Source organism: Escherichia sp. MAL-1, from assembly GCF_052948035.1.
In genome coordinates this window covers 4,248,246-4,269,660 of sequence record NZ_CM129609.1, presented here as the reverse complement: position 1 = coordinate 4,269,660, position 21,415 = coordinate 4,248,246, and the positions used below count along the sequence as shown (strand labels likewise).

The following is a 21,415-nucleotide window of genomic DNA, read 5'->3' as shown; positions in this document are numbered from 1 at the left end:
GGATCCCGTATCAGTGGTAATACTCACTGCCGCGTACGTTTTCGTGTTCCATCGTGGATAACAGATCTGGTTTTGGATCCTGAACAGGTTGTTTATCCAGACCTTTTTCCAGGATCGATTTAATACCTGACAGACGCCATACCTTTGTTTTCAGAGCTCTTGCACATGCTGCATTAAGTCTGGCTTTACTGTATTTTTTATGAAGGTTCAGGAGTCCAAGGCAGAAGCGATAGCTTTGTTCCGGATGTGGACGAGAGTTCAGTATATGAAGCACATAACTATGAGTTTCACTGCCTATGTGCCCCGCCCATTCCAGAAGACGCTCTGGCGTCCAGGTGGCATGCTGTCGATGAGCTTCAGGCATGTGCTCGTTGCGGGTACTGTAGCCATAAGTACGCTTGCGCGGGTGCACAGCAACCTCCTGCCCCTGATTGAAGAGTCTTACCAGTTCTCCGGAGATCCATGCTTCCAGTTGCTGGCCTAACAGCGAACATGGAACCGAGTAGTAATGTTTGTCGATTTCCACGTGGTAATCGGCATGAACTCTGACTTTCTTCACCAGGGTGTAACTGTAACTGGCTTCAGGAAGAGGCTTCAGTGCGGGTTTATCAAGCTGGATGAAGAGTTCTGCACGTGAATAACCCAACTTCTGCATTATTTTGTTATTCAGTCTTTCCAGCAACTCCCGAATGCGCTGATTAAGCGATGCAAGGCTGTAGAAGATCTCATGCCTGATTCGGGCCATGATCCAGCGTTCAACAACCTGAACGCCAACTTCAGCTTTGGCTTTATCTTTCGGTTTACGTGGCCGCGCAGGCAAAACTGCGACATTATAATGCTCAAGCATCTGCTGGTAGGTAGGGTTAACGTCAGGATCATACTTACATGCCCTGGATGTGGCGCTTTTCAGATTGTCCGGAACAACAAGTTCAGGAACGCCACCCAACCACTGGAAGCAGCGAACATGACTCATCACCCAGTCTTCAAGCTGCTGAGACCAGGTGGCCTCTGCCCATGTGTAACTTGATGCCCCGAGAACAGCTACGATGACCTGAGCAGTTCTTATTTCTCCGGTCTCAGGGTCGGTAACGCCAACGGTAGGTCCACAGTAATCAACGAAAAGTTTTTCGCCAGCTTTATGTACCTGACGCATTGATGGTGAAGTGGTTTTGAGCCATTCACGGTACATCCGGCAGTAATGGTTATAGCTGTAAAAACCGCCTGGATTACGCTCACAGTATTCTTCCCAGAGTAGCTGCAGCGTCACGCATTTATTACGCAGTTCCCGGTGTACTGTAGCCCAGTCAGGCAGAGAGTGCTTCTTCATCTTAACCTGGGTCTGAAGGAACGCATGTTTTAGTTTTGTATCATCCCATCCTGTAGGTAAGGGCCACTGCTTTATGCCAAGTTGAGCCGCCCGATTAGCATATCTGGATACAACGGAAGGGGAGATTGCAAGACTACGACCAATTTGTCGATGGCTGAGTCCAACACCGTATTTAAGCCTAAGAATTTCTTTAAGTTTTCTCATAGAAATTGGAACTGTTGGCATAGGTATCCTTTACCGGAATGGCAAAAGATACAGATCAACACACCTGTGAAGTTCCAATAACATTGATGGAGATCACTGAATAACAAAATGAGTCAAAAGTGATCTCCATCGATGTTATTCAGCGATCTGTTCAAATGTTATTACCCGATCTCGATGGAAGTTATTGAGTGATCTCCTTTCATGAAAATACGCAGCTAAACCAGTTAAAGCAGATTAGTGGTGATAAAGAACTGCTTTTTCCGGGGGATCATGACGCAACTAAGGTTATGAGTGAAAATACAGTAAATAGCGCATTGCGTGCGATGGGCTATGACACGAAAACCGAAGTTTGCGGGCACGGGTTTAGAACGATGGCGCGTGGAGCATTAGGGGAATCAGGCTTATGGAGTGATGATGCGATTGAACGTCAGCTAAGTCACTCAGAACGTAATAATGTACGTGCTGCTTATATTCATACATCTGAGCATTTAGACGAAAGGCGTTTAATGATACAGTGGTGGGCAGATTATTTAGATAGAAATAAGAAAGAAAGTATTACACCATATGATTTTGCTAGACAACTTAAATAGTATTTTAACCTAGCCAGAATTTTTGTAGTCTCGCTGGCTAGGTTAATTTAAAAGCTAATCATTCACATCAAGAGTTAAGAGTGCGTGCATTCTTTTAACAATCATAATGATATTCAAAATTAAATGTACGCAAACATATATTATGAGTGGGCATAAAAAATAGTATAACACATTTAATTTTAGAGTTGTGTTTATTATGCTGACATAATATTCATGTGTTTTGCCGTAAAAGAATCCTGATTGATTGACAGGAAACAGTGATACTATAAAACACAACACGACTAACAAAACTCCACATAAAATTGAATAACAAATGTTATAATAAAGTTCAGTGAGTAATGCTTTCTTTGATTCATAGAATGTATCAATATCTTTTCTTTGTCTTATTTTTGATTCTTGATCATATACTAAAACAAGAACGCTAAGCAGTAATGCTGTTAGTATTGCACTGAAATTAACTAATAATGATATTAAATCTTTTGTTATACCACTTCCAAGGAGTGAGAATGCGGCAGCAATAATAAATGGTAGTATTATGAATGTAAATATATCCCATAAACTGATCTTATTAGTGTCAGCATTTTTTAAAGTTCTGAAGTGGCCTATAAGAACTTCGCATATATTTATCTTTGAACTCATTACGCTCTCCTTATAGTAACACCACGATATAACAACTGTATATATTCCATGATAATAACATCAACAAAATTATTTAGTGATGCTATTTCCGGCATGCCATCATAAAAAACAACTTGTTCTTCATCAAATAAAATTTCACATACAGCTCCCCTTGCTGTTGTTCCAATATGAAAAGTTCTTTTTCTGCCATTATCTAATTCAACAACTGTTTTTACTGTTTCTCCATATTCTTTAAGGACTTCAACGAGTTGATATTGCTCCGAGCCTCTGGAGAAATAGTCTCGAAGTCTTCCAAGTCCTGCATTTCGAGGCGGTTTGATAATTAATTCTTGCTCGTTATGGCCTAGCTTTTTGGCTTGTTCAGCTACATCTGTAATGCCATGGAATTTAGTTACCTTGATTTCTTTGGTAATGGCATTCATCCATTTTTCAATCGCTTTATCATACGCCAGAGGGTTCATTTGAATCACTAAGTTGGTAACCCTCTTGAAATAATCTGAAAACAATCTCATAAAAAGAGTTTTTATACCATCACCTCTATAGGTATGTAAAAACGCCATGCCTTCATTTACATCTCTAGGAATATAAAAATGTATGTAATATCTAATTATTTCAGCATTGTTTTTTGTCTTTTCGAAGTCTACATCGCCAGTTTCAATGTTTATTATGTCGGTCTTTGTTCCGTAATATCCAGACTCGAACCATCCATATATTTCTCGATTGTTGTTATCGCGTGTAATCTCATTAAAACGAAAAACTTGTTTGGTTTCTTCAGAAAGGATATATTCTTCATTATACTGCTTAATAAATTCATCGAGTATATCAAGTAAATCATGTTCTCTGATGTTACTCAGTGCTGAATAACGTTGTTCTTTGGCTGCGTTCGGATTGTAGCAGCGGAAAAGATACGGTGCTAAAGCGTGCATTGTTATCTCCTTTTTTAATGGAGATTAGCAACTTATCACTATAAGATCAACGAACGTTCAATATGGAAAGGGATAATTCTGCTTGGTATTTTTCTTTTAATAATATTGGGGTGCTTTAGTGCGATATTTTGATGATTAGTGTGTGTTCGGCAGTAGAAGCTATCCATAGGCAGTGATGTTTCTGCATATAGAATGTTTTAATTATCAAACACATAATTTTCGATTGCGCGCGCAGTGCTTTCCCCGCCTCGCCCGCCCGCTTTGCGGGGCGGTTTTAATGCAGTTGCACTGACACGCTCAGACCGCGCCGGGAATGGCGCGGTTTGCAGAAAATGAGGCAGGAAAACGCATGCAAAGCCATGCACCTTATCGATGCATGGCTTTTTTCAGTAAAAACGGGCGGATTTTCGGGGAATTTTACACTGACTGACGTGATGCCAGTTGCGCACTTTTACGCGAAAAAATCATGTTCTGCGCAGGGGTGAATTTTTCACGGCTGTCATCCACCGAAGCCACGTCAGGCCTGAATCCGATGGTCGTTAAAATGTCGCTATCCTGTGCGGAATAATTAATTTTTTCACCCTTCGCAAGCCAGGACAGAAGGGCTTCACGCAGGGCATCTGTGGCACGCTGTATGGCACAGTTTCGGGCAATGGCCGTCAGCTCACTGTAGCCCATCAGCTCCGGTGCCAGTGCCGCCGCCAGTGCTGTGCCGTGCTGCTGCATAAAATCATTCAGCCGGTCGCGGATGCTGATGTGCTGAACGGCTTCATGCGAACGAATATAACGACCGGCGGCCTGATTCACCTGCCATTTTCTGACTTCGATAATATTGCGTAATTCGTCCAGGCGACTGACGTTTCTGCCTTCTCCTGACAGAAGCCGCAGATATTCCTGTTCGGCCGCTGCCAGCTCATTTTTGCGTTGCAGCCATGCTGCTTTGTTATTCTGACAGGTGTCAAAGGCCTGCTGTAAGGCTGTGCTTTCCATCGTTATCTCTTTCTCATCATGCTGAAGAATAAAAATACGGTGTGCGGCGACGGCCGGTGTTAACCGGCAGCCCTCATTCCAGACGCAGCGAATATGATTGTGTTTTTAAGCGTACTGGCGGCAGTTCCTGTTTTTCATGCAGGCTTTCTGCCAGTTCGTCCGGCGTGACCGGGCGGACAATGAAACGGTTGATGGTCTGAAGCGTTTTAAACACCAGACCACAGCCCGGATCCGTGCACACATAAAAACGCTCGGTGACTTCCTGAGACAGACGCCGCGATGTTCTTGACAGCGCAAGGCCTTTACATCTCCGACAACAATATCCGGTAACAAGCATTCTTTTCGGGCGTTTCATACTGCCGGAGGCTGACGTCAGTGAATCGCGGTATCTCTGTTTGCCTGAAATGTATTCCATTCCTGAATCTTTACTGTCAGAGAAAAAGCTTTCACTCGCTTCAAATGTCGCAGAGCAATAAATATTCCGGCACTGTGCAATCATTATCTTGGTGCCATCGTCCATGAAATGTGCGCGGCGGGTGTGAGCAACATGTCCACACGACGGGCAGTAAATCATGACAGCAGTCCTCTGGCCTTAAGCACTGCTCCCTGCTGGTCTATTTTGTCCTGCCACACCTTGCGCTGTGCCGGTGTGCCTGCCACCTCATAATCCATGTGAGGAAGTGTTGCCGCTGACAGTCCGGTCAGCCGGAGAACCGGCTCGCCGGTGAGGCTGATTTGCATCTGTTTAATTTTCTGTTCCAGCGATGATTTCACCTGCTGCATGACAGCCTTTTCCGGTGCGACGTAGCCCTGATGGCCGGTGGTGTTGGCGAGCGGATTTTCCTGTACCAGAATGCTCAGATGCATTGCCCGGACAAGCGCCTCACAGGTTTCATTCAGGGCGTGTTCCAGCTCATGCTCTGCATACAGACTCAGAAGGTGATGATGTGCCTTCCGGTAGGCGGTGGCCGTGCTGTCACACGCCCCTTTCAGGCGTTCGCGTTCAAAATTCAGCACCACGGCCAGATTGTCATATTCCTGTACCAGCTCCCGGCGTGCCACGCGCTCAATGTGGCGCTGTTTCAGCTCGTCGCTCAGGACACCACCGGCTGCACGAAAGGCCGTGCGCCAGTCGTCAGCGTCGTTTCCGTCGGCCTGCGCCAGCGCATTTTTTTCCTGCTCTGCCCGTTCAATGGCCGTGACGGTCTCATCCATCAGGCGGGCGTTCTCAAGATGGGCGGCTCTGGCCTTTTCCAGTTGTGCCAGTGCGGGTTGCAGATATTCAGGGATAGTGTGGTCAGACATTTTCCGGCTCCTCGTCACTTCAGGTTAAGAAAATTGTGACGTACACCGGACAGCAACACGACGCATTGCAGATGTGCCAGCCCTGACACAGGAGACTCATCCTCAGACCGGCAAGCCAGGAAAAGGTCGCTGGAAAAAACGGCTTACTGTTTATTTTTTTTATATTTTACTGTTCACCTCTGTTCACCATAAGAAAAAAGATAAGTAATACAGTAAGTTAAAGGGTGAACAATCGCAGTAATGACTGTTCACCGTCTGTTCACCACTGTTCACCCGTTGATGGGCTTTTTGTGCTGTTTATTACTGTTTGTTTTTATTAATTCGCCGGGAATGAATAAGAAAAAACGATTTGTATTTCACTATAAAAATTACGAATTGCTTTAAGTGGCTTTAAATGACTTTAAGTGGAGATGAACAAAAAATACACAAGCATTGTAAGGCTGCCGGAACAAATCCCCCCTGTTGCGTCTGCTGAAAATATTCACAAAATAAAGCGCTACCCGAAGCCGGACGGACTTATCCGGTGCTGTATGGACATTAACGAGGTAGCCCGATGCAAGCTGTTTTTTCTTCCCCGTCTCCCGCCCCTGTGACGCCACTGATGCCGCTGCCGGACATCACACAGGAGCGTTTTTTACGTCTTCCGGAAGTGATGCACCTGTGCGGCCTGTCACGCTCGACCATCTATGAACTCATCCGTAAGGGGGAATTTCCGCCGCAGGTGAGTCTTGGCGGTAAAAATGTGGCCTGGCTGCACTCTGAAGTCACCGCATGGATGGCCGGGCGCATTGCCGGACGCAAACGGGGGTACGACGCATGATGATGCCCGCTCTGCAAAAAGTCCCTTTTTCTGGCTTGCCTTTTTCCGGCATTTGCGGATATAGTTTTTCCGCTGCCGCAAAATCGGCAGCCGGGCGTGGAAACCCGAGCAATTCACAGGCGACATATGACGCGCCATGCGTCTTTTTTTGTGTCGCAATCAACGCCACAGAGCGCCAGATTATGGTGTGGTGTGTGGTCAGTCGTGCAGATGGCATTCCGTGCATCCTGCCCGCGTCCGCTCATTATGCCGCAGAGTCAATGGTAGCTCAGGCGGGGCAGCCTCCGGGCTGGCCGGTATCCTGTGAAGCCGGTATTTCCACCCCCGTCTGGGCTATCGCCATCGAGCGTGGAAACTCCGGCGATAGCGTTATTTGCTATTCACAGGAGGCTGCCATCATGGCTACAACCCTTACCCCCTCACACCCTGAATTTGTCTTTGTGTTTGCGGCTGTCCGTCGCACAGACCGTCATCCCCGTATCTGTATGCTTCGCACCGTCGCCGGTGATGAACGCAGTGCCCGCCGTTCCCTTGTCCGTGACTATGTGCTCTCCCTTGCTGCCCGTCTGCCGGTGGTGGAGGTGTCCCGTGCGTAATAAAAAAGCCCCTCAGACCGTCTCAGCGCGTCATGACGCCCGTGAACACCTCAGCATTGAGGCTTACCATAAGCTCAACCGCGCCAGCGCCGTATCCCGGTTTGTTGGGGGTGATTTGATTCACCGTGAACTCTCCGGCCTGCATCAGCTCTACATTCCGCATATTTTCAGCTACCTGAATGAAGATATTGATTTTGTGCTGAATGAGCTGAAAGCCAAAGGCCTGTGCCGCGATTTTCTCGCCCAGCAGAAAGACCGGGGAGACAGGACGCATGTTTGATTTTCCCCAGCCCGGTGAGATTTACCGTTCTGCCGGTTTTCCCGATGTGGCCGTGGTCGGCATTCTGGAAGACGGTATTCCGTGGGAAATGCCGTACCGCTGCCCGGACATTGTCTGGAACCCGTACCGCCGTAAATTCAGTATCCTTGTGCGTATCCTCGCTGACGGGCGCACCACAGACATCCCGCTGGGGCGTTTTCTGCGGGAATTTACCTGTGACCGTCCTGACCTGTTTAAACGCAGCCCCGTAAACCGGCATGCGGTACTGAAAGAAATGGCCGGAGACCCGGAATTACAGAAATGGCGTGAGAAATATCTGGATATTTACCCGCAGGACCCTGTTCCGGTCAGCCGGGCAGCACCGGTGGCGCGGGAATGGCGGGAAATTCCCCGCACGGAGCCTGACCCGGAAATCACCCCGGATAACAGTTACCGCAATTATCTGTAATTAAAAAACGACACCCGAAAAATTAAATGTGCGTATTCGCGCAGGGATACGCACGTCTTCAGGAGACGCAGATATGCCTTATCAGTTAATGCAACCGGCACGGAATGCAGTCATCTGTCACAGGGAGGAAAGCAAATGAAAACACCCTTACCGCCCGTCTTACGCGCTGCCCTTTACCGTCGCGCTGTCGCCTGTGCCTGGCTGACCGTGTGCGAACGTCAGCACCGCTACCCGCATCTCACCCTTGAATCACTGGAGGCGGCCATCGCCGCTGAGCTGGAAGGCTTTTATCTGCGCCAGCACGGTGAGGAAAAAGGGCGTCAGATAGCCTGTGCCCTGCTGGAAGATTTAATGGAATCCGGCCCCCTGAAGGCCGCGCCGTCGCTGTCCTTTCTCGGGCTGGTTGTGATGGATGAACTCTGTGCCCGTCACATAAAAGCGCCGGTACTGCACTGAAGGAGAACAACACCATGAAAATGAACGTAACCGCCACCGTCAGCCATGCGCTCGGCCACTGGCCGCGTATCCTCCCGGCGCTGGGGATTCAGGTGCTGAAAAACCGTCATCAGCCCTGTCCGGTCTGTGGCGGGAGTGACCGCTTCCGTTTTGATGACAGGGAGGGGCGCGGCACCTGGTACTGCAATCAGTGTGGTGCCGGTGACGGCCTGAAACTGGTTGAAAAGGTGTTTGGTGTCTCCCCGTCCGACGCGGCCACAAAGGTGGCTGCCGTGACCGGCAGCCTGCCCCCGGCTGACCCGGCAGTGACGGCCGCCGCCGGTGCTGAAACAGACGCTGCCCGGAAGAACGCCGCCGCACTGGCACAAACCCTGATGGCGAAAACCCGTACCGGAACCGGTAACGCCTACCTGACCCGCAAGGGCTTTCCCGGCCGGGAATGCCGGATGCTGACCGGCACACACAGAGCCGGTGGCGTGAGCTGGCGCGCCGGTGACCTTGTGGTGCCACTGTATGACGACAGCGGCGAACTTGTTAACCTTCAGTTAATCAGCGCTGACGGCCGTAAGCGCACCCTGAAAGGCGGGCAGGTCAGGGGCACCTGTCACATCCTTGAAGGACAGAATCAGGCCGGAAAACGTCTGTGGATAGCGGAGGGATACGCGACCGCACTTACCGTACATCACCTGACCGGTGAAACGGTGATGGTGGCGCTTTCTTCCGTGAACCTCCTTTCTCTGGCCAGCCTTGCCCGGCAGAAGCATCCGGCCTGTCAGATTGTCCTTGCCGCAGACCGTGACCTCAGCGGTGACGGCCAGAAAAAAGCCGCCGCAGCCGCAGATGCGTGTGAAGGTGTTGTTGCCCTGCCGCCGGTCTTCGGTGACTGGAATGATGCCTTCACGCAGTACGGCAGGGAAGCCACCCGTAAGGCCATTTACGATGCCATCCGGCCACCGGCTGAAAGCCCGTTCGACACCATGAGCGAAGCGGAGTTTTCCGCCATGAGTACCAGTGAAAAGGCCATGCGTATCTATGAGCATTACGGCGAGGCGCTCGCGGTCGATGCCAACGGCCAGCTTCTGTCCCGCTATGAAAATGGTGTCTGGAAGGTGCTGCCGCCACAGGACTTTGCCCGGGATGTGGCCGGGCTGTTTCAGCGTCTGCGCGCGCCGTTCTCCTCCGGGAAGGTGGCCTCCGTGGTGGACACCCTGAAGCTGATTATTCCGCAGCAGGAAGCCCCCTCCCGCCGCCTGATTGGCTTTCGTAACGGCGTGCTCGACACGCAGAACGGCACGTTCCACCCGCACAGTCCGTCACACTGGATGCGCACCCTGTGTGATGTGGATTTCACCCCGCCGGTGGAAGGGGAAACGCTGGAAACCCACGCCCCCGCGTTCTGGCGCTGGCTTGACCGTGCCGCCGGTGGCCGTGCGGAAAAACGCGACGTGATTCTGGCCGCACTGTTTATGGTGCTGGCAAACCGCTACGACTGGCAGCTCTTTCTGGAGGTGACCGGTCCCGGCGGCAGCGGCAAAAGTATCATGGCCGAAATAGCCACCCTGCTGGCCGGGGAAGATAACGCCACGTCGGCCACCATTGAGACGCTGGAATCCCCGCGTGAACGTGCCGCGTTAACTGGCTTCTCACTGATACGCCTGCCGGACCAGGAAAAATGGAGCGGCGACGGTGCCGGACTCAAGGCCATCACCGGCGGCGATGCGGTGTCCGTTGACCCGAAATACCGGGATGCATACTCCACGCACATCCCGGCGGTGATTCTGGCCGTGAACAATAACCCGATGCGCTTCACCGACCGCAGCGGCGGCGTGTCACGCCGGCGGGTGATTATTCACTTCCCGGAACAGATAGCCCCGCAGGAGCGCGACCCGCAGCTTAAGGACAAAATCACCCGCGAGCTGGCGGTCATCGTGCGTCACCTGATGCAGAAGTTCAGCGACCCGATGCTCGCCCGGTCACTGCTTCAGTCCCAGCAGAACTCAGACGAGGCGCTGAACATCAAACGGGATGCCGACCCGACGTTTGATTTTATCGGCTATCTGGAAACCCTGCCGCAGACCAGCGGCATGTATATGGGGAACGCCAGTATCATCCCGCGTAATTACCGTAAATACCTCTATCACGCCTATCTGGCCTACATGGAGGCAAACGGCTACCGGAATGTACTCAGTCTGAAAATGTTCGGGCTGGGGCTGCCGGTGATGCTGAAGGAATACGGACTGAATTACGAGAAGCGCCATACCAAACAGGGGATACAGACCAACCTGACGCTGAAAGAGGAAAGCTACGGCGACTGGCTGCCAAAATGTGACGACCCTGCGACAACCTGACCCTCATGACCCACCTGACCGGCATCTGCCGGTCTTTTTTTATCCCGATATCCCCCGCAGGTGAACAATCCACTGTTCACCCTTCACCGTATATTCACCCGTTATCATACTGAAATTAAAAGAGAAAAACGAAAGGTGAACAGTGTGAACAATCAAATCAAAAAAAACTTTTTTCTTCCTGAGTGATTTCAGTACGGGGGATTAATCACCGGTATGAGTCACACCGGCAGAATGCCGGAGGTGAAGAATCGAATGTTCACCCTTCACCCATTATTCACCACCTATCACTCTGAAATAAAAGGAGAAAACAGAAAGGTGAACAGTGTGAACAGTTCTTTCGAAAAAAAATTTTTTATGTGGATAAAAGATGCACTGGTTTGGATCCGAGCTACGGATCCAAACTTACTGATTAAAAATGATTTAACTTTCCGATTTATTGATGGGCTGAAAATAGATTGGTCAGAAAAACAGTGGGGGCACAAAAGGGGGCATATTTCATTGTTGTGTTTTATTATTTGTTTTTTATCATTAACTTATTTTGATGTTTGAGTCCGGCCTTCGCACCTTCGCACCTTCGCACCTTCGCACCATCGGAACATCAATAGACGTCAACGGACGTTTTTTTTATGACTGAAATCCGCGCCACACAAGGCTTTTCGCTATTTTTCGCTCAACCTAAGTCAACCTACATCAACTTACTGATGTGGATACAGCTACAGCTGCGGCTATATCCCGATTCGATAATGTTTGTACCCACACAAAACCCTTGAAAGGCTACAAGGCTGAAATTGTCTAAACCATAGAGATGATTTTTATGATCCAGTCTTTCTCTTGTTGAGATAGTTCCAGTTTGCTCACTCGTGTTAAGAAGGTATTGATCACCTGAACATCCGAATTGGTGAGCCTATTTAATAGAGCGGGTGGTATACCTTTACTAACAATTGCTTTGCGGTGACTTTCGTAGTTTTTATTACTCATTGGTGATCCTCAAATATCATTGTATGGCGGCATTGATCGTTTCCAGCAACCTTTACTTACTCACTTCAAACTGCATCCTCGTAGACTGTTCCACTACAATAATCGAAAAGGCGCGGATGTCCATTCAGGTATCCCGCTAATACGTATAGCAATAACAATGGTTTATGCGGTGCGCGCTGTTCACCCTTATGCCAGATTTTTATATTGGCAATTGCCTGCTGTAGCGATTTACTGGAAGCCATTGATATCCCTGGCAGTGAAATAATTGCGATCATGCTCGCAAATTTTCTGCTGTTCAAGCCTGCAAGTGAAGATATATTACCTTGATCTCATTTGTTTTTTTGCTGCTTGTTCTGAGAACGTATAAGGACATTCTCCATGAATAAACTCCCCGATCATCTTCCTCGGCGGTATATCATCAAAGCTATTCATTTATGGGATGCGGGAGAAACTCATCAGTTCCAGCCTGCACGGTTGTATGAGATTGAATATCATGGCCGACGTTACCCCTCGAAGGCGATTGCTGGTATCGCAGCGACATTGATGACGGGGACGCAATTTACCCCTGCGGATTTCACCGGCGGAATAAAATCTAAATGCGTCAAGCTACTTATAGATCAGGGATTTCATATTCATCAGGATAAAGCCGCTGCGGCTCCCATAGCCGATGTTCTGTTCCCGGATGAGTTGCCGTCGCAGGGGACCTACGTTGAAGGTGCGGCGATAAAGGTGACGGTAAACCGCTATGAACGCGATAAAAAAGCTCGCGAGAAAGCAGTCGAACATCACGGATGCCAGTGCAACGTATGCGGCGTTGATCTGGTGAAGATCTATGGCGATATCGCTGAGGGTTTTATCCATATGCATCACCTGGTGCCGCTTTCAGCCATTAAAGAGGATTACCAGCTGGATCCAGTTAATGATTTACTTCCTGTGTGCCCTAATTGCCATGCGATGCTGCACCGGCGCAAACCACCGTTTACGCCGGAGGAGTTAAAAGCGCTGATGGATGCGAATAAATCAAATTAATGAACGCTCACCTTTCGCGCCAAAACTGCAAAATTGCTTCTACAAACCTGTCAGAAATAATCCCCCGACGGGCTGCCGCGCTGAAATGACTGCTTCGCAGTGCCGTCGTCCAGTTCTCCGGTGACCGGTACGCTGAACCGTAATATCCCGTGCTTAAATCGTCCGGATCTTCATCAGGCGCGTTCGTCAGTCCTCTTTCACCTTGTTGCTGGAAGTCGACGAAAATAATATTGGCTAAAACATTATTTTGATAATTGCCATAAATAACTTCATACGCATGAGGGAAATTTTCTTTCCAGTACCAGGTGGTATCGCCGCAAAACCATGGTGCGTCAGTAATATTATTAAGCTGAGAATGGTATTGTTTTAGATCCCTACGAAAGGCTTCAACCATATGATTAAAGTGTTGAGGATGTGACGCGTAGTCACTGGTCATTAAGTCAAATTCGCCTTGCATCCAGCATACGCCGAGGAATTTGTTCTGCGGGTTTTTTACCAGTGCGGCTCGCGTTCTGCTGACTAAATCCTGGTATAGCGGAGTATCCGTTCCCCAACGACAAGCATCATGGCTGGCTCCGTGCCGTTCTGAATATGTCCCTTCGCTGCCCGCTGTAAAAGCCGATCCGCCACGGCAACATGGAACGATGAGAACCCCTGCATTATCAGGAATAAAGGGTAGTAATTTCCGTGCAATATGCAGTGCCTGGCCAACGGTGCCGTACTGTGTTTGATGATTCGTTGCCAGAGGATGGTGATAACCCTGCATATCCTGAACATCGTGTGGGCAGTGAGTCAGTGGAATAATGTCGTTAAAGTGACATGACGGGCCTCCGGGATGCGTATGCGCAAATCTCGCTAATTGTTTAATTCTGGGATGAGGCGCATCTTCACTGTCCGGTAATGGCAGTCCTTCGCCATACGCCATGGCATTAGACTGACCAGCAACGGTAAGAACATAGTAATAATCGGGCGATATTATTGCGTCCATATAATTTTCGCGTAATTGAAATGGTAAATTGATAGCAGGGCCCCTTTACCGGGGCCCTGAAGCGTTAGTTTTGTACTGTGACTTTATTATCCTTCACAGTGATCAAAACTGAATCCGTCACCGCTTTGCCGCCTGCAGTTTCACCGCCAATAATTAATAAACTATTATTCCAGGGCAATGATACTCCGTAGGCCCGACCTTGCGATAATTCACCCGATTTATCCCATTTCCCGTTATGCCAAAGATGAATATCAGCGCTATATGATTTTTTCAGGCCTTCATGCGCATAGTTCTTACCGTTCTGGTAATTTTCTCGTGAACCTTTGAATCCGGCCCCTCCGGCAAATATAAGAGAATCATTGCTTACCCCCGCAAAACCGCCAGCGACGCCATCTGGTGATGAGACGGGAGCAAGCTTATTCCATTTTAAATTATTACCGGTGAAATCAAGTTCAAATACGGCATCCGTTCGCAATCCTGGTTTGGCTTCGCCATTAATAAGCCAGGTTTTATCACCTTTATTAACAACCGCCGCACCAGCCGTTCCGTACCAGGCAGATTCGCCAGCGTAACTCCATTGCTGTGTTGAGGGATCAAAAGACAACAGAAACTTATTGAAGAAATAATCTTCTGCTTTTTTGTCAAAATAGTGAGCGTTGATTTTATCTACAGCGGTTTGATCTTTTCCAGCCTCGTTGAGATCTTCAAAATAGCCATTGAAGATATTCTGGTTAACACCGCCAGTAACATAAGCCTTGCCGTTGTGTACAAAAGTCACATGGCCCGCCATGCCCACCGGCGCGTGCGACATCAATTTAACCCAACTATTGGTTTTGGGGTTGTATTTGTGTACATCATTAAATACCTGAGTCAAGCCCTCGCTGTTTTTGCCAATGCCGCCAAACACATACAGATTGCCATCAATAAATGCAGAGGTTGCTTGATCTCTTGGTCCACCAGGGAATGCAGCTAACGCTTTCCATTTTTTATCTTTGGCCTGTGTATCCAGCTTGTACCATGCCGTACCTGCGCTACCTAAACCAATGTAGACAGTGTCGTTATCAATTGCTCCGGTACCACTTTTAAATGGCACAGGAGTTTCCGGTAATACAGACGCGTTTGCGGCAAATGAAGCCATCATGATAGCAAGCGCCGTTATTGTTTTATTCATTGTGACTGTCTCCTGTCTACTACAGTTTAAATGACACACCAATGCGATAACTGTTTTCCGATAAATTATCTCTGCCGTTGTAAACACCCTGACGGTCAAGGTAGTCATATTCTATGTATGGCGTAATATCCGGCGTCATATGGTATTGTAGAACAAATGCATTTTCCGTCGCCCATTTCTTATGGTTTGCATAGCGATAATCGTTCTGTTTGCTGTATAGCGTCGTTTGCCATGCGAAGGTGAAATCACTATTAATATGGTAAGTGACATATCCATCCCAACGATGAACGTTATCACGAGACATATCACCGGATAAGTCTTGTTGTCGGTAAGCTTTCCAGTCGTAACGATAGCGAATGCCAAAATTAAGATCTTTTGTCGCGTCCCAGGACAGTTTTACGTAGGGTCCGTAGCGTGTGCCGTTGCTGCTAAAATGCGTTAACATTCCCGGGCGCACCGTCCATTGATCATCAAGTTTAATCGCGTAATTAACATCAACCTGAACATCATTGAGTGCGGTATTTTCCTTTTTATTATCATGAATGGTATTCCAGGTATTACTTTCCATACTTGCCCACCATCCATTTTGCCATCCCTCACTGACTTTGAGTCGAGTCTCATAGGCATGGCTTCCACTACGATATCCACCACGTACGTCCAGTGTCGCAGCTTGAGAAATTAATGGTGACGAAAAGCACAGTAATAATACGCCAGAAAGTATTTTAGCCTTTTTCATAAATTTCACTCATTTGTAGGAAACAGAAAGCAATACAAAGCCCGCATAAACAATTAGCATTTATGTTGTGTAATATTTTTTTGCCAGGCTTATAGTGTCTTTGGCAACCGGTAGCTGTATTTTATATTTTTTGTATAAGGTCTCCTGTGAAAAATCTCTTTTCACATTATTTAAATAAACAGAGAGCCAGATTAAATACCTGAGTATAAAATCTCTTCTGATGTTTAATTGATTTGAATGTTCGTAAGCTATATCACTTACTCAATCCATTTTACCCAGAGTCATAAAATAGAGTGTCTGTTGATCTCATTTTCATATTCCTTTCAGACTGAAGTGCATTTTCATCACCCGATGTGAAAGAACTGAAGTGATGTTTGCCATAGATTGCGAGATGCCCTGTCTCATTGACTATCTTGGTGCACCTTTATACCTGTTATACCAGATCAAAAATCACGCAATCCATACAACAAAACCAGATTTGCAATTCGTGTCACAAAATATGTCGATATTTTTCTAAGAAGAAGATGCCATGTGAAGCCAAACGAACACTTGCGGAGGCCTTCACAAACCAAGGGTTGTTATTTAATTATCTGTTTTATAAGTAATTTATTTAGAGTATAAACAAGGAAAGATTTGCAAGATAACTCAGTGGGCGTGGTGAAAATAAGTGTTTACCCGCCATCAGGCTGAGCATAATTCTCATCATGAAATATGTTTCCTGGTTTGTGGCTTGTAGCTGGTCACTCCTGAAGTCTCTCTGGAGAGGCTTGTTGATGTTGGTGTTTTCAGGATGATGTTTCACTTAGCTTGTTTGCCGAATAGCCCGGCGAACAGCTGTGATTGAGGAAGGTTTAAGTCGCAGTGACCAAAGCCATATTTACCAACGGATGCAGATGAAAAAATCATCTCCTGCTTTCCCCCATATCTCCAGGATAAAAAGGAATGTAACAATCTCATGAACTAAACTGACGAACCAGCCAGGAATAATCGCTAGGGACCTAAGAATTAGCCTGATAATAGCTACTAAGAAATTACTGCGTTCCATGAAATAGCCATTTTGTGGCAAATGGAGTTGTCTAATAATGTCATATGTGAGACGGATAGTTGAACGAATATTAAATTTTGCTGAATTTTTTATGTTGATTTTACTTGTTACAGAACATATCACATGATATATAGATAAGATTAGTTGCATTAATGATGAGGGTTATTATTAGATTCGTATCCGATTGATAAATATATAAAGGTACATAGCATGCAAGAGCATAGCGTTTGTATGGCAACGTTATTATAAGTAACTGTTGCTACTCCATTTAAGTTCACTCAGAAGAACTGGTCCACTTACGTTAGTTATTAAGCAAACGTTCGCTTTTATAAACATAATCAGGATAAAAATGTTGGATTATTGCTAACCCAGCACAGCTAGTGCGCGTCTGTAATTATAAGGGAAAAACGATGAAGAATAAGGCTGATAACAAAAAAAGGAACTTCCTGACCCATAGTGAAATCGAATCACTCCTTAAAGCAGCAAATACCGGGCCTCATGCAGCACGTAATTATTGTCTGACTTTGCTTTGTTTTATTCATGGTTTCCGGGCGAGTGAAATTTGTCGATTGAGGATTTCGGATATTGATCTTAAGGCAAAGTGTATATATATCCATCGATTAAAAAAAGGCTTTTCAACAACGCACCCGCTATTGAACAAAGAAGTTCAGGCTTTAAAAAACTGGTTGAGTATCCGTACTTCGTACCCGCATGCTGAGAGCGAATGGGTATTTTTATCGCGTAAGGGAAATCCGCTTTCTCGGCAACAGTTTTACCATATTATCTCGACTTCCGGTGGTAATGCCGGGTTGTCACTGGAGATTCATCCGCACATGTTACGCCATTCGTGTGGTTTTGCTTTGGCGAATATGGGAATAGATACGCGACTTATCCAGGATTATCTTGGGCATCGCAATATTCGTCATACTGTCTGGTATACCGCCAGCAATGCAGGGCGTTTTTACGGCATCTGGGATAGAGCCAGAGGACGACAGCGTCACGCTGTTTTATAGAGATAGTTGAGATACCAGGGATGGTGTTAAAAACTACATTATTCTTACGATATATCAAAAATGATTAACCATTTATTAATTGATGTTATTGTAAGTGTGATTATTAATTTTCATAATAAACATTAAGTTAACCATATCCATACAAAATACAATGGTTTATGTTCTTCAAAATAAATAAACAAAATCATTCATAAATTTACACATCACTTAAATTCTCCTGTTTCCGCACTTTTTTCTTTATTTTTTAAGCAACTGGAAGTTAATCCACTGCAATCTATTGTTATATTGAATCAAATCAATGAAAATAGATGTTATCACATCAGTGATATTTTATTTTTGTATGATATTTAATGTAATTGACTGATAGCCACATCACTTCGTGTGTGGTTATCTTTTTATCTATTGGGCTAATTTTGACCGATTGAGGTTTCCTATAGGTATTCATTCAAATATATCTCAGTTAGGAGTACTACTATTGTGAGTAAACGTCGTTATCTTACCGGTAAAGAAGTTCAGGCCATGATGCAGGCGGTTTGTTACGGGGCAACGGGAGCCAGAGATTATTGTCTTATTCTGTTGGCATATCGGCATGGGATGCGTATTAGTGAACTGCTTGATCTGCATTATCAGGATCTTGACCTTAATGAAGGTCGAATAAATATTCGCCGACTGAAGAACGGATTTTCTACCGTTCACCCGTTACGTTTTGATGAGCGTGAAGCCGTGGAACGCTGGACCCAGGAACGTGCTAACTGGAAAGGCGCTGACCGGACCGACGCTATATTTATTTCTCGCCGTGGGAGTCGGCTTTCTCGCCAGCAGGCCTATCGCATTATTCGCGATGCCGGTATTGAAGCTGGAACCGTAACGCAGACTCATCCTCATATGTTAAGGCATGCTTGCGGTTATGAACTGGCGGAGCGTGGTGCAGATACTCGTTTAATTCAGGATTATCTCGGGCATCGAAATATTCGCCATACTGTACGTTATACCGCCAGTAATGCTGCTCGTTTTGCCGGATTATGGGAAAGAAATAATCTCATAAACGAAAAATTAAAAAGAGAAGAGGTTTGATTTAACTCATTGATAATAAAGTTAAAAAACAAATAAATACAAGACAATTGGGGCCAAACTGTCCATATCATAAATAAGTTACGTATTTTTTCTCAAGCATAAAAATATTAAAAAACGACAAAAAGCATCTAACTGTTTGATATGTAAATTATTTCTCTTGTAAATTAATTTCACATCACCTCCGCTATATGTAAAGCTAACGTTTCTTTGGCTCGACGCATCTTCCTCATTCTTCTCTCCAAAAACCACCTCATGCAATATAAAAATCTATAAATAAAGATAACAATAGAATATTAAGCCAACAAATAAACTGAAAAAGTTTGTGCGCGATGCTTTCCTCTATGAGTCAAAATGGCCCCAAATGTTTCATCTTTTGGGGGAAAACTGTGCAGTGTTGGCAGTCAAACTCGTTGACAAAACAAAGTGTACAGAACGACTGCCCATGTCGATTTAGAAATAGTTTTTTTAAAGGAAAGCAGCATGAAAATTAAAACTCTGGCAATCGTTGTTCTGTCGGCTCTGTCCCTCAGTTCCGCAGCGGCTCTGGCCGATACTACGACGGTAAATGGTGGGACCGTTCACTTTAAAGGGGAAGTTGTTAACGCCGCTTGCGCAGTTGATGCAGGCTCTGTTGATCAAACCGTTCAGTTGGGACAGGTTCGTACCGCTAGCCTGAAGCAGGCTGGAGCAACCAGCTCTGCCGTTGGTTTTAACATTCAGCTGAATGATTGCGATACCACTGTTGCCACAAAAGCCGCTGTTGCCTTCTTAGGTACGGCAATTGATGCTACGCATACTGATGTACTGGCTCTGCAGAGTTCTGCTGCGGGTAGCGCAACAAACGTTGGTGTGCAGATCCTGGACAGAACGGGTGCTGCGCTGGCGCTGGACGGTGCGACATTTAGTTCAGAAACAACCCTGAATAACGGAACCAATACCATTCCGTTCCAGGCGCGTTATTTTGCAACCGGGGCCGCAACCCCGGGTGCTGCTAATGCGGATGCGACCTTCAAGGTTCAGTATCAATAACCTACCCAGGTTCAAGGACGTCATTACGGGCAGGGATGCCCACCCTTGTGCGATAAAAATAACGATGAAAAGGAAGAGATTATTTCTGTTAGCGTCGTTGCTGCCAATGTTTGCTCTGGCCGGAAATAAATGGAATACCACGCTGCCCGGCGGAAATATGCAATTTCAGGGCGTCATTATTGCGGAAACTTGCCGGATTGAAGCCGGTGATAAACAAATGACGGTCAATATGGGGCAAATCAGCAGTAACCGGTTTCATGCGGCAGGGGAAGATAGCGCACCGGTGCCTTTTGTTATTCATTTACGGGAATGTAGCACGGTGGTGAGTGAACGTGTGGGTGTGGCGTTTCACGGTGTCGCGGATGGTAAAAATCCGGATGTGCTTTCCGTGGGAGAGGGGCCAGGGATAGCCACCAATATTGGCGTAGCGTTGTTTGATGATGAAGGAAACCTCGTACCGATTAATCGTCCTCCAGCAAACTGGAAACGGCTTTACTCAGGCTCTACTTCGCTACATTTCATCGCCAAATATCGTGCTACCGGGCGTCGGGTTACTGGCGGCATCGCCAATGCCCAGGCCTGGTTCTCTTTAACCTATCAGTAATTGTTCAGCAGATAATGTGATAACAGGAACAGGACAGTGAGTAATAAAAACGTCAATGTAAGGAAATCGCAGGAAATAACATTCTGCTTGCTGGCAGGTATCCTGATGTTCATGGCAATGATGGTTGCCGGACGCGCTGAAGCGGGAGTGGCCTTAGGCGCGACTCGCGTAATTTATCCGGCAGGGCAAAAACAAGTGCAACTTGCCGTGACAAATAATGATGAAAATAGTACCTATTTAATTCAATCATGGGTGGAAAATGCCGATGGTGTAAAGGATGGTCGTTTTATCGTGACGCCTCCTCTGTTTGCGATGAAGGGAAAAAAAGAGAATACCTTACGTATTCTTGATGCAACAAATAACCAATTGCCACAGGACCGGGAAAGTTTATTCTGGATGAACGTTAAAGCGATTCCGTCAATGGATAAATCAAAATTGACTGAGAATACGCTACAGCTCGCAATTATCAGCCGCATTAAACTGTACTATCGCCCGGCTAAATTAGCGTTGCCACCCGATCAGGCCGCAGAAAAATTAAGATTTCGTCGTAGCGCGAATTCTCTGACGCTGATTAACCCGACACCCTATTACCTGACGGTAACAGAGTTGAATGCCGGAACCCGGGTTCTTGAAAATGCATTGGTGCCTCCAATGGGCGAAAGCACGGTTAAATTGCCTTCTGATGCAGGAAGCAATATTACTTACCGAACAATAAATGATTATGGCGCACTTACCCCCAAAATGACGGGCGTAATGGAATAACGCAGGGGGAATTTTTCGCCTGAATAAAAAGAATTGACTGCCGGGTGATTTTAAACC

General features: G+C 46.6%; 22 protein-coding genes and 3 pseudogenes. 15 read left to right on the top strand and 10 right to left on the bottom strand.

The window, feature by feature from the left end:
- Positions 1–10: 10 nt before the first annotated feature.
- Complete coding sequence (gene istA, locus ACU8XX_RS21315) at positions 11–1,552, bottom strand: IS21-like element ISEc12 family transposase (RefSeq protein ID WP_001298859.1); 1,542 nt, start codon at positions 1,550–1,552, stop codon at positions 11–13.
- A 194-nt stretch (positions 1,553–1,746) separates the two neighbouring features.
- Here istA and ACU8XX_RS21310 point away from each other — a divergent pair.
- Positions 1,747–2,121 (top strand): annotated as a pseudogene (locus ACU8XX_RS21310) (tyrosine-type recombinase/integrase); the annotation flags it as partial.
- Between the two features lie 54 nt (positions 2,122–2,175).
- Here ACU8XX_RS21310 and ACU8XX_RS21305 read toward each other — a convergent pair.
- The 5 genes from ACU8XX_RS21305 to ACU8XX_RS21285 all read right to left on the bottom strand — a co-directional run bounded on the left by ACU8XX_RS21305 (position 2,176) and on the right by ACU8XX_RS21285 (position 5,981).
- Positions 2,176–2,760 (bottom strand): hypothetical protein, encoded by a 585-nt coding sequence (locus ACU8XX_RS21305; RefSeq protein ID WP_240765291.1) that lies wholly within the window; start codon positions 2,758–2,760, stop codon positions 2,176–2,178.
- Positions 2,760–3,686, bottom strand: coding sequence for a hypothetical protein (locus ACU8XX_RS21300; RefSeq protein ID WP_240765289.1), 927 nt, complete (start codon positions 3,684–3,686; stop codon positions 2,760–2,762). The genes ACU8XX_RS21305 and ACU8XX_RS21300 overlap by 1 nt, the downstream gene beginning before the upstream one ends.
- 417 nt (positions 3,687–4,103) lie before the next feature.
- On the bottom strand, positions 4,104–4,676 hold the full coding sequence (locus tag ACU8XX_RS21295) for a phage polarity suppression protein (RefSeq protein ID WP_001660389.1): 573 nt from the start codon (positions 4,674–4,676) through the stop codon (positions 4,104–4,106).
- Positions 4,677–4,749: 73 nt separating this feature from the next.
- Positions 4,750–5,250 (bottom strand): ogr/Delta-like zinc finger family protein, encoded by a 501-nt coding sequence (locus ACU8XX_RS21290; protein WP_000638635.1) that lies wholly within the window; start codon positions 5,248–5,250, stop codon positions 4,750–4,752.
- A complete protein-coding gene (locus ACU8XX_RS21285) occupies positions 5,247–5,981 on the bottom strand; it encodes a hypothetical protein (protein WP_001547911.1) in 735 nt (244 codons plus the stop codon). Before ACU8XX_RS21285 ends, ACU8XX_RS21290 begins: the two co-directional genes overlap by 4 nt.
- A gap of 553 nt (positions 5,982–6,534) precedes the next feature.
- On the opposite strand from ACU8XX_RS21285, the gene ACU8XX_RS21280 reads away from it, so the two are divergent.
- The 7 genes from ACU8XX_RS21280 to ACU8XX_RS21250 all read left to right on the top strand — a co-directional run bounded on the left by ACU8XX_RS21280 (position 6,535) and on the right by ACU8XX_RS21250 (position 11,478).
- Entirely contained in the window at positions 6,535–6,801 is a 267-nt protein-coding gene (locus tag ACU8XX_RS21280; protein ID WP_001149160.1) for a helix-turn-helix transcriptional regulator, read from the top strand.
- Positions 6,798–7,397, top strand: a complete 600-nt coding sequence (locus tag ACU8XX_RS21275; RefSeq protein ID WP_001544034.1) for a host cell division inhibitor Icd-like protein — start codon at positions 6,798–6,800, stop codon at positions 7,395–7,397. The genes ACU8XX_RS21280 and ACU8XX_RS21275 overlap by 4 nt, the downstream gene beginning before the upstream one ends.
- Entirely contained in the window at positions 7,390–7,677 is a 288-nt protein-coding gene (locus ACU8XX_RS21270; protein WP_001244670.1) for a hypothetical protein, read from the top strand. Before ACU8XX_RS21275 ends, ACU8XX_RS21270 begins: the two co-directional genes overlap by 8 nt.
- Positions 7,670–8,125 carry a hypothetical protein gene (locus ACU8XX_RS21265; protein ID WP_000459294.1) on the top strand — a complete coding sequence of 152 codons (456 nt, stop codon included), beginning with the start codon at positions 7,670–7,672 and terminating at the stop codon, positions 8,123–8,125. Before ACU8XX_RS21270 ends, ACU8XX_RS21265 begins: the two co-directional genes overlap by 8 nt.
- A 135-nt stretch (positions 8,126–8,260) precedes the next feature.
- On the top strand, positions 8,261–8,581 hold the full coding sequence (locus ACU8XX_RS21260; RefSeq protein ID WP_000856729.1) for a DUF5375 domain-containing protein: 321 nt from the start codon (positions 8,261–8,263) through the stop codon (positions 8,579–8,581).
- Between the two features lie 14 nt (positions 8,582–8,595).
- Positions 8,596–10,929, top strand: coding sequence for a primase-helicase zinc-binding domain-containing protein (locus ACU8XX_RS21255; RefSeq protein ID WP_240765287.1), 2,334 nt, complete (start codon positions 8,596–8,598; stop codon positions 10,927–10,929).
- Between the two features lie 213 nt (positions 10,930–11,142).
- Positions 11,143–11,478, top strand: a complete 336-nt coding sequence (locus ACU8XX_RS21250; RefSeq protein ID WP_001405510.1) for a hypothetical protein — start codon at positions 11,143–11,145, stop codon at positions 11,476–11,478.
- Positions 11,479–11,999: 521 nt separating this feature from the next.
- Here ACU8XX_RS21250 and ACU8XX_RS21245 read toward each other — a convergent pair.
- A pseudogene (locus ACU8XX_RS21245) lies at positions 12,000–12,149 on the bottom strand (phosphorothioated DNA-binding restriction endonuclease); the annotation flags it as partial.
- A gap of 136 nt (positions 12,150–12,285) precedes the next feature.
- Between ACU8XX_RS21245 and ACU8XX_RS21240 the strand changes: the two are divergent.
- Together ACU8XX_RS21240 and ACU8XX_RS21235 are read left to right on the top strand one after the other, a co-directional pair.
- Complete coding sequence (locus tag ACU8XX_RS21240) at positions 12,286–12,936, top strand: HNH endonuclease (RefSeq protein WP_001037977.1); 651 nt, start codon at positions 12,286–12,288, stop codon at positions 12,934–12,936.
- Complete coding sequence (locus tag ACU8XX_RS21235) at positions 12,936–13,025, top strand: hypothetical protein (RefSeq protein ID WP_374758120.1); 90 nt, start codon at positions 12,936–12,938, stop codon at positions 13,023–13,025. The genes ACU8XX_RS21240 and ACU8XX_RS21235 overlap by 1 nt, the downstream gene beginning before the upstream one ends.
- A gap of 332 nt (positions 13,026–13,357) precedes the next feature.
- Here ACU8XX_RS21235 and ACU8XX_RS21230 read toward each other — a convergent pair.
- The 3 genes and pseudogenes from ACU8XX_RS21230 to nanC all read right to left on the bottom strand — a co-directional run.
- A pseudogene (locus ACU8XX_RS21230) lies at positions 13,358–13,702 on the bottom strand (sialate O-acetylesterase); the annotation flags it as partial.
- 286 nt (positions 13,703–13,988) lie between these two features.
- Positions 13,989–15,095 carry an N-acetylneuraminate epimerase gene (gene nanM / locus ACU8XX_RS21225; RefSeq protein ID WP_029403685.1) on the bottom strand — a complete coding sequence of 369 codons (1,107 nt, stop codon included), beginning with the start codon at positions 15,093–15,095 and terminating at the stop codon, positions 13,989–13,991.
- A 19-nt stretch (positions 15,096–15,114) separates the two neighbouring features.
- Positions 15,115–15,831: an N-acetylneuraminic acid outer membrane channel NanC gene (nanC, locus tag ACU8XX_RS21220; RefSeq protein ID WP_072002294.1), complete on the bottom strand. Its 717-nt coding sequence runs from the start codon at positions 15,829–15,831 to the stop codon at positions 15,115–15,117.
- Positions 15,832–17,286: 1,455 nt separating this feature from the next.
- Between nanC and fimB the strand changes: the two genes are divergently transcribed.
- The 5 genes from fimB (at position 17,287) to fimC (ending at position 21,358) form a co-directional block, all read left to right on the top strand.
- Positions 17,287–17,889, top strand: coding sequence for a type 1 fimbria switch DNA invertase FimB (gene fimB / locus ACU8XX_RS21215; protein ID WP_000790583.1), 603 nt, complete (start codon positions 17,287–17,289; stop codon positions 17,887–17,889).
- Between the two features lie 477 nt (positions 17,890–18,366).
- On the top strand, positions 18,367–18,963 hold the full coding sequence (fimE, locus tag ACU8XX_RS21210; RefSeq protein ID WP_000044711.1) for a type 1 fimbria switch DNA invertase FimE: 597 nt from the start codon (positions 18,367–18,369) through the stop codon (positions 18,961–18,963).
- Positions 18,964–19,443: 480 nt separating this feature from the next.
- Positions 19,444–19,992 (top strand): type 1 fimbrial major subunit FimA, encoded by a 549-nt coding sequence (gene fimA / locus ACU8XX_RS21205; RefSeq protein WP_000695543.1) that lies wholly within the window; start codon positions 19,444–19,446, stop codon positions 19,990–19,992.
- 64 nt (positions 19,993–20,056) lie between these two features.
- Complete coding sequence (locus ACU8XX_RS21200) at positions 20,057–20,596, top strand: fimbrial protein (protein WP_000824105.1); 540 nt, start codon at positions 20,057–20,059, stop codon at positions 20,594–20,596.
- A gap of 36 nt (positions 20,597–20,632) precedes the next feature.
- Positions 20,633–21,358 carry a type 1 fimbria chaperone FimC gene (fimC, locus tag ACU8XX_RS21195; protein ID WP_000066560.1) on the top strand — a complete coding sequence of 242 codons (726 nt, stop codon included), beginning with the start codon at positions 20,633–20,635 and terminating at the stop codon, positions 21,356–21,358.
- Positions 21,359–21,415: the final 57 nt, after the last annotated feature.